Source organism: Paenibacillus sp. JT22N1, from assembly GCF_059692155.1.
Genome location: NZ_JCAUAW010000001.1, coordinates 796,779 through 811,360 on the forward strand (window position 1 = coordinate 796,779; position 14,582 = coordinate 811,360).

12 protein-coding genes and 1 pseudogene are annotated in these 14,582 nt (G+C 45.5%); 12 read left to right on the forward strand and 1 reads right to left on the reverse strand.

Annotation, left to right across the window (positions count from 1 at the left end; all coding sequences use genetic code 11):
- Positions 1-32: 32 nt before the first annotated feature.
- Positions 33-161 (forward strand): annotated as a pseudogene (locus AC58UU_RS03530) (hypothetical protein); the annotation flags it as partial.
- Positions 162-228: 67 nt separating this feature from the next.
- Here AC58UU_RS03530 and AC58UU_RS03535 read toward each other — a convergent pair.
- Entirely contained in the window at positions 229-810 is a 582-nt protein-coding gene (locus AC58UU_RS03535) for a TetR/AcrR family transcriptional regulator (RefSeq protein WP_497312994.1), read from the reverse strand.
- A 329-nt stretch (positions 811-1,139) separates the two neighbouring features.
- Between AC58UU_RS03535 and AC58UU_RS03540 the strand changes: the two genes are divergently transcribed.
- From AC58UU_RS03540 to AC58UU_RS03590, 11 genes are all read left to right on the forward strand, one after another.
- Positions 1,140-2,504 (forward strand): MFS transporter, encoded by a 1,365-nt coding sequence (locus AC58UU_RS03540; protein ID WP_497312996.1) that lies wholly within the window; start codon positions 1,140-1,142, stop codon positions 2,502-2,504.
- Positions 2,505-2,558: 54 nt separating this feature from the next.
- Positions 2,559-3,416 carry an alpha/beta fold hydrolase gene (locus AC58UU_RS03545; protein ID WP_497312998.1) on the forward strand — a complete coding sequence of 286 codons (858 nt, stop codon included), beginning with the start codon at positions 2,559-2,561 and terminating at the stop codon, positions 3,414-3,416.
- A 190-nt stretch (positions 3,417-3,606) separates the two neighbouring features.
- Complete coding sequence (locus tag AC58UU_RS03550) at positions 3,607-5,844, forward strand: helix-turn-helix domain-containing protein (RefSeq protein WP_497313000.1); 2,238 nt, start codon at positions 3,607-3,609, stop codon at positions 5,842-5,844.
- 291 nt (positions 5,845-6,135) lie between these two features.
- Positions 6,136-7,062, forward strand: a complete 927-nt coding sequence (locus tag AC58UU_RS03555; protein ID WP_497313161.1) for an ABC transporter permease — start codon at positions 6,136-6,138, stop codon at positions 7,060-7,062.
- A 74-nt stretch (positions 7,063-7,136) separates the two neighbouring features.
- Positions 7,137-8,036, forward strand: coding sequence for a carbohydrate ABC transporter permease (locus tag AC58UU_RS03560; protein WP_171688841.1), 900 nt, complete (start codon positions 7,137-7,139; stop codon positions 8,034-8,036).
- Between the two features lie 120 nt (positions 8,037-8,156).
- Positions 8,157-9,851 (forward strand): ABC transporter substrate-binding protein, encoded by a 1,695-nt coding sequence (locus AC58UU_RS03565; RefSeq protein ID WP_497313002.1) that lies wholly within the window; start codon positions 8,157-8,159, stop codon positions 9,849-9,851.
- A 114-nt stretch (positions 9,852-9,965) separates the two neighbouring features.
- Positions 9,966-11,201 (forward strand): alpha-L-fucosidase, encoded by a 1,236-nt coding sequence (locus AC58UU_RS03570; protein ID WP_497313004.1) that lies wholly within the window; start codon positions 9,966-9,968, stop codon positions 11,199-11,201.
- Positions 11,202-11,245: 44 nt separating this feature from the next.
- Positions 11,246-12,118 (forward strand): sugar phosphate isomerase/epimerase family protein, encoded by an 873-nt coding sequence (locus tag AC58UU_RS03575; RefSeq protein ID WP_497313005.1) that lies wholly within the window; start codon positions 11,246-11,248, stop codon positions 12,116-12,118.
- Positions 12,119-12,182: 64 nt separating this feature from the next.
- Positions 12,183-12,686: an AAA family ATPase gene (locus tag AC58UU_RS03580; protein WP_497313007.1), complete on the forward strand. Its 504-nt coding sequence runs from the start codon at positions 12,183-12,185 to the stop codon at positions 12,684-12,686.
- A gap of 340 nt (positions 12,687-13,026) precedes the next feature.
- Positions 13,027-13,899, forward strand: coding sequence for an NAD-dependent epimerase/dehydratase family protein (locus AC58UU_RS03585; protein WP_497313009.1), 873 nt, complete (start codon positions 13,027-13,029; stop codon positions 13,897-13,899).
- 77 nt (positions 13,900-13,976) lie between these two features.
- Positions 13,977-14,222 (forward strand): hypothetical protein, encoded by a 246-nt coding sequence (locus AC58UU_RS03590; RefSeq protein WP_497313011.1) that lies wholly within the window; start codon positions 13,977-13,979, stop codon positions 14,220-14,222.
- The last annotated feature ends 360 nt before the right edge of the window (positions 14,223-14,582 follow it).

Below are 14,582 nucleotides of genomic sequence, written 5' to 3' on the forward strand. Positions count from 1 at the left end.
TGGCTTGACGCGACTGCGCGGCAAGTGGATTTGCGAACACAGACCTTAATCATCAGCTTAAAATGCATGCAATTCACAAAATTAGTATTATTGGCATGCTGGCGAACACATGTATTGAATCAACCGCTAGATTCGGCTTTAGGATAAAGTGTAAATCCTAATCGCGAATCACAGAAAGAAGTATTCCCTGCGTAAACAGGGATACTTCTTTATTCGTTTTTTCTCGGATCACAAAATAGATAAGGCTACTTTCACAACGTCCTGCAGAGATTGCCGATCTGAAGCGGTTTTGCCCAATACATAAAGGCCGTTGCGCGTATTAACCAAAAACCGTGAAAGCTCGCGCAGGGTATGATGGAATTTCATTCCCCCTTGTTTTTGCGCCATCAGTAGAAAATTATAAAATCGGGACTCCATATCGAGGTTATAAGCTTCAACTCTACTGGCTATGCCGGGATCGATTGCTGCCAGCTCCATGGCCGTATTTGCTATAAAACATCCCCTTCGCTGAGTTCCGTTACCCAAGGCACTGTCGATTACCCTATCAAAGAAATGAGAAAGCACCTCTTTGGGAGAACCAGTTTCCTCTAAGATCGAAAAAAGTCTATGGTTGGAAACTTGACGGAACCGATCCAGGCAGGTCAAGAAAAATTGATTTTTGTCTCCGAACGTATCATACAGGCTTCCACGGTGAACACCCGTCTGTTCCACGAGGTCTTGAATAGAAGTTCTTTCGTAGCCTTGCCGCCAAAATAGCTCCATGGCTTTATCTAAAGCGAGTTCTTGATCAAATTCTTTCGGTCTGGGCATAGGATAACCTCCTTAAGGATAGTATAGTTATTTAAGAACGGTTAGTCAAAATAAACAGCTAATATTCTTTGGGAAATCATCAATACGGCTTTAAAAAACCAGCATATATCCTTATAACCAAATATTATAGTTGACTGACCATTCTTAAATGGCGTATAGTTGGGCTTAGATAACGCAGCCGATAATTGTTATTTTGCTGTCCATTTGAGAATGATCATTCTTAAATGATACATTAATTGGGAAGGAAGAATTCTGGATGACTCTAATATTCACTTATCACATGTGGGGAACTATAAGAAGAATAAAGCATGAGGGAGGGGTTGTTTAAAATGAAGAATAATTCTAGCCATGTGAAAGATCAGGGTGTTATGAAAGAAGGTGTGGTTATCCTTCTACTTGGTATAACGATCGTACTCGTCATCATGAACACGATGATGTTTAATTTGGCTTTACCTGCTGTTTCAAAAGATTTTCATCTATCTCCTTCATCTACCTCGTGGATAGTGACGGGCTACTCCATAGTATTCGCGATGGCATCCATTACGTACAGCCGATTAGCTGATTTCATTCCTATCCGAAGGCTTTTTATTATAGGAATTTTATTTCTGAGCCTAGCGGCAATCGCCGGATTGTTCAGTAACAATTTTATCATGCTGCTCATCGTTCGCATTCTACAAGCATCTGGAGCAGGTTCAATCCCAGCCTTGTCCCTAAATTTGATTTCCAGGTATGTTCCGGTTGAGCGGCGGGGTAAAGCAATGGCTCTGATCATGTCATCCATTTCGCTTGGTCTTGGATTAGGTCCGGTTGTAGGTGGAGCCATTGTCCAATACCTAGGCTGGCACATTTTGTTCGCCGTGACGGCAGTTACTTTGCTGTTAGTACCTTTTTTTGTAGTGCTCATTCCTAAGGAAGAGCCGCGGAAAGGGTCTTTTGATGCCCTAGGCGCACTATTTATTGGCGTTGGAACGACAGGACTGCTTCTTTTCTTAACCAACCATTCATGGTTTATGCTGTTGATTGGGCTTATCGCTCTTGCTTTATTTATCGTTCGCATTCGATCGGTTAAGGAGCCTTTCGTACTCCCATCACTATTCAAGAATCGGTCTTTTCTCATTCTAGGAGCAGTGGGGATTGCAGCGTATCTATGTAGCTTTGCTACACTATTCCTAATGCCGCAGATCCTTGTTAAACAGTATGGCCTAAGTGCTATTCAAGCCGGGCTTGTCATTTTTCCAGGCTCGATTTTAGCCGTGTTCGTTTCCCGACGGGTCGGCCGTATCATTGATGCGAGTGGAAACAACACGATTATCAGATTTCTACCGTTGTTCCTTCTCGCTTCTGTCATTTTGTTCGCCTTGTTCGAAGGTACTTCTTTTGTTTCGATCATGTTGATTTACATGTTAATGAGTGTAAGTATCACAATCTTGAATAGTAGTGTATCCAATGAAATGTCTAGAATACTGCTGCCTTCGCAGATTGGCTCTGGACTCGGTTTGTTTCAGCTTCTCCAATTTTTTAGCGGAGCCTTTGGTGTTGCTATGACAGCAAGTGCCCTTGTTTGGCAGAAGAACATTCCTCTAGCGAGCGCTTATAGCAACATCTATTGGGGATTGGCGGTTGTTGTATTCTTATCCATCGGTTGCGCGATCGGTTACCTTCGATTGACATTAAGAAAACCACAAATGGCATAAGAATCATCTTTTGGACATAAGACTAAAACTTAATCTCAGGGGAGAAGATAGATCATGAATACAGTTAAACAAAATGGAGCAACAGCAGAAACCATTGAGACTTCTTATATTGAAGCTGACGGAATTAGATTCGCCTACCGGACTTTCGGTAAAACATCCGATGTTCCGCTTGTATTCTGCCAACGTTTCAGAGGTACGATGGATGATTGGGATCCTGCTTTTGTCAATGCATTGGCGAAGGAGCGTACGGTCATCCTATTCGATAGCGCAGGTGTGGGATTATCTTCAGGAGAGGTCGCAGAAACTTTCTTTGGAACAGCGAAATATGCAGTTACTTTCATTGAAGCACTTGGTCTTAAACAAGTGGACCTTCTCGGCTTCTCAATGGGAGGTTATATAGCGCAACTAGTAACGCTTGATCGCCCAGACTTGGTCCGTCGTTTGATCTTGGCAGGTACGGGAGGTGGAACTGGGGAAGGTACACAGCAGGGCAAACCTGAAGTGTTCCAAGTCGCTTTTAAGCCGGTTAACGAACCGGAGGACTTCCTGTACTTATTCTTCGAATCTACGGAAACGAGCAGAGCGGCAGGACTTGAATATCTGGAACAGCTTGCTAGAAGAAAAGACGACAGAGCGCCGCTAGTCAAGCCTGAATCGGTACAAGCGCAAATAAAATCAGCTATGGCTTGGGGAACGAATTCAACCTTTGACCGACTGGGAGAGATTAAGCAGCCCGTTCTTGTAGCTAATGGAGATAACGATATTATGGTTCCGACAATCAATTCTTATATTGTTTCCCAACGCATTCCTAATGCACAACTGATCATTTATCCGGATTCCGGTCACGGATTCCTGTTCCAATACGCAGATTTGTTTGCCGAACATGTTTCTATGTTTCTAAATAGAGACTAATGCGACGATTTGTTTAAAATATATAAACCTTAGACCCTCAGCCTATTGCTGTGGGTCACTTTTTGTTATTCAACTAAAGGCTATAGTTCCATTAAGATTAACTTTTCAATAAGTTTTTAATAAGTTCAAAGGGAATAACGTCTGAATAAAGAAATAAACAGTAGCAGGTATTCTAAACTGGAGGCTGAATATGGGAAAAACGTTATTTCATCGGCTGCTGCTTTCGTATGTACCGATCTTTTTTATCGTGGTCACGTTTACGTTTTTCGTGTTTTTTCAGCTGCTAAGCGAGCAAAGCCGGAAGGAGGCGCTGAACGCCAACAAAATGCTATCACTGCAGGCAATGCGCCTGATCGACACCTCCCTGAAAGCGATTGACAATATGGTGATGACCGAATCGATTAATAATAAGCAATTGATTGATTTCTTTAATAATGAAGCGAAAGATAACGTTTACATCAACATAAGTGCGGTAAAAAAAATGCAGGATATGATCTCTTCCTATCCAATAATCGATTCAATCTATTTGGTGCGTTTTGAAGACAATTTCGTTCTCAGCAATGCGACAAGCGATCAACTCAGCAATTATAAGGATGAGCCGTTCATTAAACGAGCCATGGTTCCGCAGATGTCCAAACACTGGTCGGGCGTTAGAGACTTTGAGCAGTTTTCGGTAAAAGGCAGCAAGCCTGTTGTCAGTCTTGTCCGGGGGGCGCCGTTCATAACGAGCGAGAAAGGAATGATCGTTGTCAATGTGGCGACCGATTCTTTGCAAAAAAATATCGCCGACCTGTACGATTCGAAAGCAAGCTTTATCGGGGTTCAGGACGCATCAGGCAAAGATTTATTTAAAGCTTCAAGCTCTAATGAACAAGCAAGGGTATTCTCCAATTACGTGTCGAGCTATACAGGATGGTCCTATCAAAGCGGACTTGTCAACGGCAGGGTTTTTCATATCGTCTCCTCGCTATATAATGTGTGGTTTATTATCGGGATCGCGATGATTTTGTTTGGATTCATATGGCTCGTTTATGTGACCAGACGCAATTCCAAACCGCTTGAGCAGATAGTGGCGCGTATTCGAGGTTACCGTCTTCCGCTGTCAGGTAGTTTGTCTAAGGAGGGCGGGGATGAGTTCTCGTTCATCGAATCGGCGCTCGTAAATATTATTGAGCAGTCCAATCAGTATCAGCAAAAGCACAAAGAAGACATGCATCTTCGAACGAAGTATTTGTTTCATCAGCTCATTGAAGGCGGTACGGGATTAACGATCGATGAATGGATGGAAGAAACGAGTAGTCTGCAGCTTCCACGCCCTTCCGACGGACAAGTGATGCTTGTGATCGAAATGGATAAATACAATGACTTTTGCCGCCAATACTCGCGCATAGACCAGAATCTGCTTAAATTCGCGCTTCGCAGCGTCATTCAAGAGCTTGCGCCCAAGCATGAGCTCGAGCTGTGGGCAGAGTGGACTTCCGCGTCTCAGCTCAGCGTCATGGTGTTCGTTGACAGCGAGGAGGAGGCCAGCGAGCATTCTGAGATTCACGAGCTTTTTGAGAGCGTTCGAGTATGGACGCAGGATAACCTTAAGTTTACGGTAACTATCGGTATCGGCGAGCAGGTTGAACAACTTTCCGATGTTGCAAATTCATACAAAGAGGCGCTAACGGCACTGAAGCACAAAATTGTGCTGGGGGAAAACCGGCTCATTACAAGCAAACACATAGCAAATCACGGTCAAGCAGAAGTGTTCTCGCATCTGAACGCGATTCGCTCTATTGTCCAGTCGTTCAGACTTCTCGATGACGAATGGAAGGCGAAGTACGACGAGCTGTTTGGAGAAATGAAACAGGGGCTGCTGACGAAGGATGAGATTACGAATCTGATGAATTATTTAATTTACTATTTGGGCCGGGAAATGGCGGGCATGACGAAAGAGTTTCAAGAAATATGGGTAAGGGACGGTTTGCCGAAGCTCAGCAAAACCATTGATAATAGCCATTCTCTCGATCAAATGCGGGAAGAGACTCTGGCTGTGCTAAATAGTCTGGGTACCGTTTTGCAGGAAGCGCAGGAGCAGCGTCTGCATGCAGCTACGATTCGTGATATGCGAAAATTCATCGAAGAGCAATTCGCCAATCCGAATATGTCGCTTGAATATCTCAGTTCAAACTTTAACATCAATGCCAAATATGTAAGTAAGCTGTTTAAGGAAGAGACCGGACAGAAGTTCGTCGACTTCCTGATCGATATCCGCATGCAGGTTGCACAGCGTCTCCTTACGGAATCACAAGCTTCCATGCAGGAGGTAGCCGAACAGGTCGGTTATACGAGCGCGATTTCATTCAGCCGCGCGTTTAAGAAAGTGATTGGCTGCTCCCCTAGCGAATTTCGTGAGGATGCGGTGCGTAGGGAGACTGGGTGAAATTGGTTAAGCGGTAGAAAAGAGTTTGCCGAGCTTGTTCACCTATCAGTTTAATAATGGTTATCAAGCAGCAGCTCCGGCTATTAACCGGAGCTACGCGTATTTTCAGGCTATGCGAAAAAGGTTAGGGCCACGATTCTTGTTTCTTGCAGCAACCTGTTATCGCACTCTAGTATTAGGATATGAAAGCGCAATCAGCACAGACGAAAGGAGAAGGAGCTAATGTCAATCATCCAAAAGGAATTAAGGACGTCCACACCTCCAAACCACAGCAAGCAGCATAAAACGGCAATGCCCGGCAGCAAGTCATCTTTAAACATTGTTGGGAAAAAGATGAAGCGTCACTGGCAGTTATATTTGGTTGTATTGCTTCCGCTTCTTTATTTGCTCATTTTTAAGTATATTCCTATGGCTGGTGTTGTCATTGCTTTCAAAGACTACAACGTCATCAAAGGCATTTGGGGAAGTCCCTGGGTTGGTTTGAAATATTTTGAACAATTTTTTGAATCGCCGAATTTTTGGTTGTATATGAAGAACACGCTCGGCATCAGTATGTACGGTTTGCTTGTTGGTTTTCCAGCCCCGATCATACTGGCGTTGGCTTTGAATGAAATACGCAACGGATTTTTCAAAAAGAGCGTCCAGATGGTCACTTACGCGCCTTACTTTATTTCAACGGTTATCATGGTGTCCATTCTCATCGTAACACTGTCGCCAAACGTCGGAATCATCAGCAAGTTTCTGCAAATGCTCGGCGTGGATAACACAAACTTCATGGGCATCCCCAGCTTGTTCAAATCGATCTATGTCTGGTCAGATGTTTGGCAGTATACGGGTTACGGTGCCATCATTTATATAGCGGCTCTGTCAGGCGTTAACCCTGAACTGTATGAATCGGCTAAAGTAGATGGCGCGTCCAGACCTCAGAAGATCATCAATATCGATATCCCAAGTTTGATCCCAGTTTCCGTCATCCTGCTCATTTTGAATTTAGGTAACATAATGAAGCTTGGCTTCGAAAAGATATATTTGATGCAAAATCCACTCAACGTCAGCACGTCGGAAGTCATTTCGACCTATGTGTACAAGGTGGGTCTGCTTAGCTCTAGCTTTAGCTTCTCAGCAGCAATCGGCTTTTTTAACTCAATCGTCAACCTGATTCTTCTCGTAGGTGTCAACTACATAGCCAAGAAGCTGTCCAATTCGAGCTTGTGGTAACGACGGATGGAGTCGCAAGAATCCGATGTTACGCACAATTCAGGAGCGTCAGTCCGCAGTAAGGAGGATCATTTATGTTAAAAACGACAACGATTCGGGAATCGCAGGGCGATCGGTTGTTTCTGCTAGGCATCTACATTCTATTAACAGTAGTGCTGATAGTCGTCCTGTTCCCGCTCATTTTCATCATTAGCTCATCGTTTAGCTCACCGCAAGCTGTCGTATCCGGTAAGGTGTGGCTGTTTCCGGTTGATTTTACGCTGGAGGGCTATAAAGCGGTGTTCCGCAATCCGCAAATCGTATCCGGTTACTCGAATTCGCTCTTTTATGCCGTCGCCGGTACGGCCGTCAACGTAGCATTGACCGTCATGCTTGCTTATCCGCTGGCCAGAAAAACGTTCTATGGCCGCAATTTTATTATGGTACTCCTAGTCATCACGATGATGTTTGACGGAGGGCTTATCCCGTTCTATCTGGTTGTGAAAAACCTGCATTTGCTCGATTCTCGCTGGGCGATGATTTTGCCGGGGGCGATGGCTGTGTTTCAGGTTATTGTCGCCCGCACCTTTTTCCAGACAACGATTCCCGATGAGATTGCCGAAGCTGCTGAACTAGACGGCTGCAGCGACATCCGGTTCATTACCAGTATCGTGATTCCGCTCTCCAAACCGATTCTGGCTGTGCTAACGCTGATGTATGCAGTCGGCCATTGGAACGCTTACTTCGATGCCTTGATTTTCCTGAAATCACCGAATTTGTTCCCTCTGCAAATCGTGCTGCGCAACATTCTGATTCTGAACACAATTGATGCGACCATGGTGTCCAAAGTGGATCAAATGCTGGCTCAGCAGGGGCTGAAGGACTTGCTCAAATATTCGCTGATCGTTGTTGCGAGTGCCCCCGTGCTGATCATATATCCTTTTGTGCAGAAGCATTTTGTTAAGGGCGTCATGATCGGTTCATTGAAAGGGTAACGCTATGGCAGCCAAATAGCCCAATTAACATGAAGGGTGGTGGTACGTTAGTCCTGCAGCTTAGATTACTTCCTTTAGATTCAAATTACATGGTTCGATAAAACGGGAGGAGTCGTCTATATGAAAAAATGGAATAAAGCTTATACGGGTACGATGGGGGTAGCATTAAGCTTTTCGCTCATTTTGAGCGCTTGCAGCACAGAATCAGGTACACCTGCGGTAAACACACCTTCAGGCAGCGCGCCTGTTGCTAGCGATGCGTTCTCACCTGTTGGACAATACCCGATCGTAAAGAAACCGATGACGATTAAAATGTTTGCACCTCAGCTCGCCAGCATCGAGAATATGGAGACCAATACATTTACGAAATACGTTCAGGACAAGACAAACATTCAAATTAAATGGGACCTCGTACCTGACAAAGCGCTAAACGACCGCAAACAACTAATGCTGGCAAGCGGCGATTATCCAGAAGTGATTTTACATGGATCCTTGACTAAAGATGAGCAGATGAAGTACGGCAAGCAGGGCGTGTTTATTCCGCTGAACGATTTAATTGATAAATACGCGCCGAACTTCAAGAAAGCGATGGCTGATCTGCCTTATCTGAAAAGCTCTATCACGGCACCGGATGGCAACATTTATGCGCTTCCGCAAATAAACGAGTGCTATCACTGTAACTATGCCCAGAAGCTGTGGATTAACCAGTCTTGGCTGGATAAGCTCGGGCTGAAAATGCCGACAACGACGAACGAGTTTTACGAAGTGCTGAAAGCATTTAAGGAAAAAGATCCTAATGGCAATGGTAAAAAAGACGAGATTCCGCTTACTGGTTCCGACGACATGTGGGCAGGCAACATCGCCTCCTTCTTGATGAACTCGTTCATTATCGACGACCAGGTGGACAAAGACAGCGGCACGTTCCTCCAGTTGAAGGACGGCAAAGTGGATTTGTCCGCCAATAAGGCAGAATGGAAGCAGGGATTGTTGTACCTGAACAAGTTATACAAGGAAGGACTGATCGATCCAGCGTCTTTTACGCAAAATTCCGATGCCATTCAGCAGTTGGGCAACCGTCAGGACGCAAATGTGATGGGGGGCATTACAACGGCTTTGATCAGTTACGCGCACTCGCCGGACGAAAAGCACCCGCGCCATAAAGAATATGTAACCGTTCCTCCGCTCAAAGGACCGAACGGTGTGCAGCAAGCAGGGTATTATGCGGGAGTGGGCAGCTCGCAGATGGCGATTACGAATAAAGCGACGAAAGAACAGCAAATTGCCGCAATCCGTTTGGCCGACTATCTATACACGGAAGAAGCGATCGTACTTGAAGAGCGCGGTCCGGAAGGCCAAGGATGGCGCAAAGCGAAGGACGGCGAGCTGGATATGAACGGCAAGCCGGCGAAATATGCGATTATTACGAAAGCTGAAACCAAACCGACACACAACGATGGTTGGGAACAGATCGGTCCGTCTCTCCGCACGTTCCAATACCGCGATTCGTGGGCAGCGCTTCAAGATCCGTTTGCTGAAGGCGCCTACGAAGTTCGACTGAAGCGTGAATCGGCGAAATATGAACCTTTCCAATCGAAGATGATGTATCCGTCTAGCGTGTTCATCGCACTGGAAGATGCGGAAGTGGCAGCCCAACTGAAAACGACAATCCGCGATTACATTAAGTCCAACATGGCGCAGTTCATTACGGGCAGCAAAGACATTGAGAAAGATTGGGATACCTATGTAAAAGGCTTTGACGGCCTGCAGTTAGGCAAGTATATCGAAATCTATCAAAAGGCCATTGCCAAAAAGTAATACGAAAATAGGTTCCGCCTTCGGATTTGATCGGATGGCGGAACTATGCGATTTCTGACTACTATAGCTAAGGCTATGATCATACAAATGATAGAAAGCGAGTGTGGCTGATTCATGGATACTGACGTTTTAGCTAAACCGACCCTGCAGCAGATGGCTTGGCAGGATCTGGAGCTGGGCATGTTTTGTCATTTTGGCATGAACACGTTTTGCGATCAGGAATGGGGAGAGGGCACAGACTCACCACAAAAGTTCAATCCAACGCAACTGGATGCGCGCCAGTGGGTGAAGACGGCCAAGCAGGCCGGATTTAAATATTTTGTTTTGACTGCCAAGCATCATGACGGGTTCTGCTTATGGCCAACGAAGACGACCGATTATTCGGTCAAGTCGAGCCCATGGAAAGACGGACAAGGGGACGTTGTCCGCGAAGTGTCTGATGCCTGCCGGGAGGAAGGGTTGCAGTTCGGTTTGTACTTGTCGCCTTGGGACCGTCATGAGCCGTGTTATTCGGACAAAGCGGCATACGACGATTTCTATGCCGAACAATTGATGGAGCTGTTGACACAATACGGTCCGCTTGTTGAGGTATGGTTTGATGGGGCAGGCTCTCAGGGACGGGAGTACGACTGGCAGAGAATTATCGGACTTGTCACACAGTACCAACCGGATGCGATGGTGTTCAATATGGGGCAGCCGACGATTCGCTGGGTTGGAAACGAAGACGGCGTTGCCCCATACCCGTGCTGGAATACGGCGGAGAGTGCAAGAGAGAGCATGTTCACAAGCGACATGCTTACTTGGATGGAAGGGACTACGTCATGGGTGCCTGCGGAGTGCGATGTGCCGATCCGCAGACGCCATTGGTTTTGGCATCCGGACGACGAGAGCAGCCTGCACAGCTTGGAACACTTGATGGATCTTTACTACCGCTCTGTAGGGCATGGCGCGACACTGCTGTTAAACGTGGCTCCTGATGACCGCGGTCTACTGCCGGAAGTGGACGTGCAGCGCGTAATCGAACTAGGCGATGAAATCCGTCGTCGGTTTGATGCTCCGCTAGCTGTCACAATAGGAGAAGGCATGGAAGTAACGCTTCATTTGGATGGCGAGCAATCCGTCGACCATGTTATGATTATGGAAGACATCGCACACGGCGAACGGGTACGGGAATATGTGCTTGAAGCGAAGTGTAACGGCGAGTGGGTAGAGCTTGTAAAAGGAAGCGCAATCGGTCACAAGAAAATCGATAGATTTAAAGCGGTTGATACAAGCGAACTGAGAGTTCGGTTCACCGCGTGCGCAGCGACGCCGATTGTGCGCAAATTTGCTGCTTATTCGGTAAACTGATTCGAAGGTAGAACGTTAATCGATGAATACTTGGAGGTATGAAGATGAAAATCGGGCTTAGTTCTTATAGTTTGCTGCAGGCGTTGAAGTCGGAAAAAATGACAATTCTGGATGTTGTTCAGTGGGTGAAAGACAACGGCGGTGAGCATCTGGAGCTTGTTCCGTATGGCTATACGCTTGTGGATAACCTAGAGCTGGCGGATGAGCTCAGAGATAAGGCAAGATCGGTCGGCATCGATTTATCGAATTATTCAATACCCGCTAACTTCGTGCAGGGGACGGAGGAAGAGTTCGAAGCGGAGATGGATCGCGTCAAGCAGCACGTTGATCTCGTGCATCGATTGGGCATGAGACATATGCGCCATGATGTTACTGCTTTTACACTGCCTCCGGAGAAAATGACAATCGAATACTTTGAAAATAGCTTACCGCTCATCGTTCGTGGAAGCCGAATTATTGCCGATTATGCGGCAAACTACGGCATAACGACAACGATTGAAAATCACGGTTTCTCTGTGCAGGCGAGCGACCGGGTGCAGCGTGTGCTAGCAGAAGTGAACCGCCCCAATTTTAAAACGACCTTGGATGTAGGTAATTTTATGTGCGTGGACGAAGTCCCGCTTGTCGGCGTGCGCAAAAATCTGCCTTACGCTTCCTTAATCCATTTTAAAGACTTTTACTTCAGACCGTACTATCAAGACCCGGGAGAAGGCAATTGGTTCCGGACTACAAACGGCAATTATTTAAGGGGCGCAATCGTCGGCCATGGGGACATCGAGATCAGAGAAATCATAAAGCTGATCAAAAATACGGGCTATGACGGCTATGTAACCGTAGAATTCGAAGGGATGGAAGACTGCGAAATCGGTTCACGGATAGGCATGAATAACTTAAGAAAATTGTGGAATGAAATTTAAGTGAAAGACAAAGGCAGCCGTTCCGTATGGATTGGCTGCTTTTTTCGCATAAGGGGGAAGAAGCATGGACGAAAAAATACCGTTGTTTATAGTGACAGGTGCAAGTGGTGCAGGGAAGACGACAGTTATTAAGGAACTCAGAGGATTATTACCAGATGTTGATATTTTCGACATTGATTCCATTCATCCTTTTGTTGGAGACGACTGGAACAAAATTCAAAATATTTGGCTTCGTGTTGCAAGAAATATAGCCGAAAGTGGTCGAATATCTATCATATGTGGAACAATGATGCCGTGGGATGTTGAAAAGTGTGAGGATTATCCATACTTCAAGAATATTTACTATTTGAACTTACATTGTGACGATGAAACCCGTGAATTACGATTACGTGCAAGGAAATGGTCAGAGGAAATGATTCAAGAACATAAATCCTTTGCAAAGTGGTTGCTTGAAAATGCTGACAAAGCATATACACCACCAATGCCGACCGTCGAGACTTCTAAAACAGGGGTAAATGAAGTGGCTCTTCAAATAAGTGAATGGGTACATGGACATATCCATGGATAAATCTTTGTACTACCTAAATGTCGACAAAATAAGCGTAGTACTCATCTATAATGTGACAAACATTTATCCAATACAAGTTTATAATGTGTATATATCAGAATAAGAAGTCCTGCTACTCATTTACAGACATTTGAGAGGATGGTCAACATGGACAAGCAGTTCATAAAGAGGTTACACACGCTCAATCGTCGCGACGAATTGAGATCAATATTACTAATTGAAGGTGTTAAACTCGCTCTCAAACGAAAAAAGAAATTGAGTTTATTAGGTAGGGTTTTGAATAATAAAAAGAAACCGGTTATCGCTAAAGGATGGAATTGAAGTTAGGTGGTGTGAAATCATGAAAGTACTTGTTACCGGTGCTGCAGGCAATGGTGGTCAAGCTGTCTGCAGAGCATTAATTCAAGCAGGTTATTCGGTTAGGATGGCAGACGTTATGCCCCCAAATGCGGACGATTTGAGAGAAATCGAATTCGTTAGGTGTGACACGAGAACCCCAGGTGATGTACGTCAAGCGGTAAATGGAATGGATGCGGTTGTTCATCTAGCAGCGTGGCATTGCGCACATAATCCACCCGTTAGCGATGAAACGATTTTTGCTGTAAATGTGGATGGAACATTCCATGTTCTAGAAGCATGCAGACAAGCTGGGATTCAATCTATTGTATATGCTTCTTCAATGGCATATGGATGGGGCTCGGTCTATGGCGTTAGTAAAGTTATTGGGGAAGATCTGTGTAGGACTTATCATGAAATGACCGGTGCATCGATAGCTATGCTTCGTTACCATGAGTTCATACCTCGCCCCTACTTAGAGTTCGGGGCACGGTTGCTTCGTAATGGCGTGGATAGAAGGGACGTTGCTGAAGCTACAGTTGCCTCAGTCAAGGCTGTTTTGGAGAAGAAAGTAGGGCTTTTTCGTACAATTGTTCATACAAATCACGGGATGCCGATAGAAGTAATCCAAGACTTCAAAAAATATGGTCCAGAGTGGTGTGAGAAACAGGTTCCTGGTGCAATTCATTTGCTAAAGAAATATGAAATCGAATTGCCTGAGCAAGTGGAACAACATGACCTTTCTGAGGCTGAAAAGGCAATTGGTTGGAAACCTCGTTATGGCTTCCTTGAGTTTTTAAAAGACTTAAAAGCACGCGATGAAAAAGGGATCGATGTAACCAATTTGAAGGTGCCTTCTGAAATCCCGGCAATGTGATATAAACAGATGGAGTTTCAATATGATCAACAAAAACGGAGTCGCGCGGGTTTGCGGGCTCCGTTTTCTATTTAATTGTGGATTATCACGATTGTGAATCTCTTGTCGCGCTAACATATGAAGGGACACGCAACGAGAAGGTGCAAAATACCGGTACCGACGCCGTCATCGTCTTCCAGACGGTAAACGTCAAGGTGCAGCTGAAGGACAGTCAAGGGAATCCGCTTGACGGTGGTGCGGCCTCCTACTATGCGGGCAGTTGGCGGGCAATCGGAAGTACGAGCGGCGGCGAGGCCAGCAAGGAGCTGCTGCCCGGCTCTTAACGTTCGGGATCTCTTACCTGGGGACACAGAAGGAAAGCATGACCGATACCTCGTCTAGTCCAACGGTTGTATTTCAGCAGTAAGTAAGTTTATAGGTGAACTATCTTCGAGGGCTATCCTCCGAATCCGAATTGAATCGGTCGGTGATAGCCCTTTCCTTGCGGTTTGGCGAGCTGAAGCTCGTCGGTAGAGCCCGAGAAGCCGAAAATCGGCTTCTCAGAAGTCTGTCCCTCGCGTCCGTGGTGATTAGCTCATAAATGATTTTGAACAACGAAAAACGTTAGTACGGGAATATGGATACAATTTTTTTTCCATTTAGAATGAAAATCGGTTATTATGTTAATGAAATAAAAATAGAAA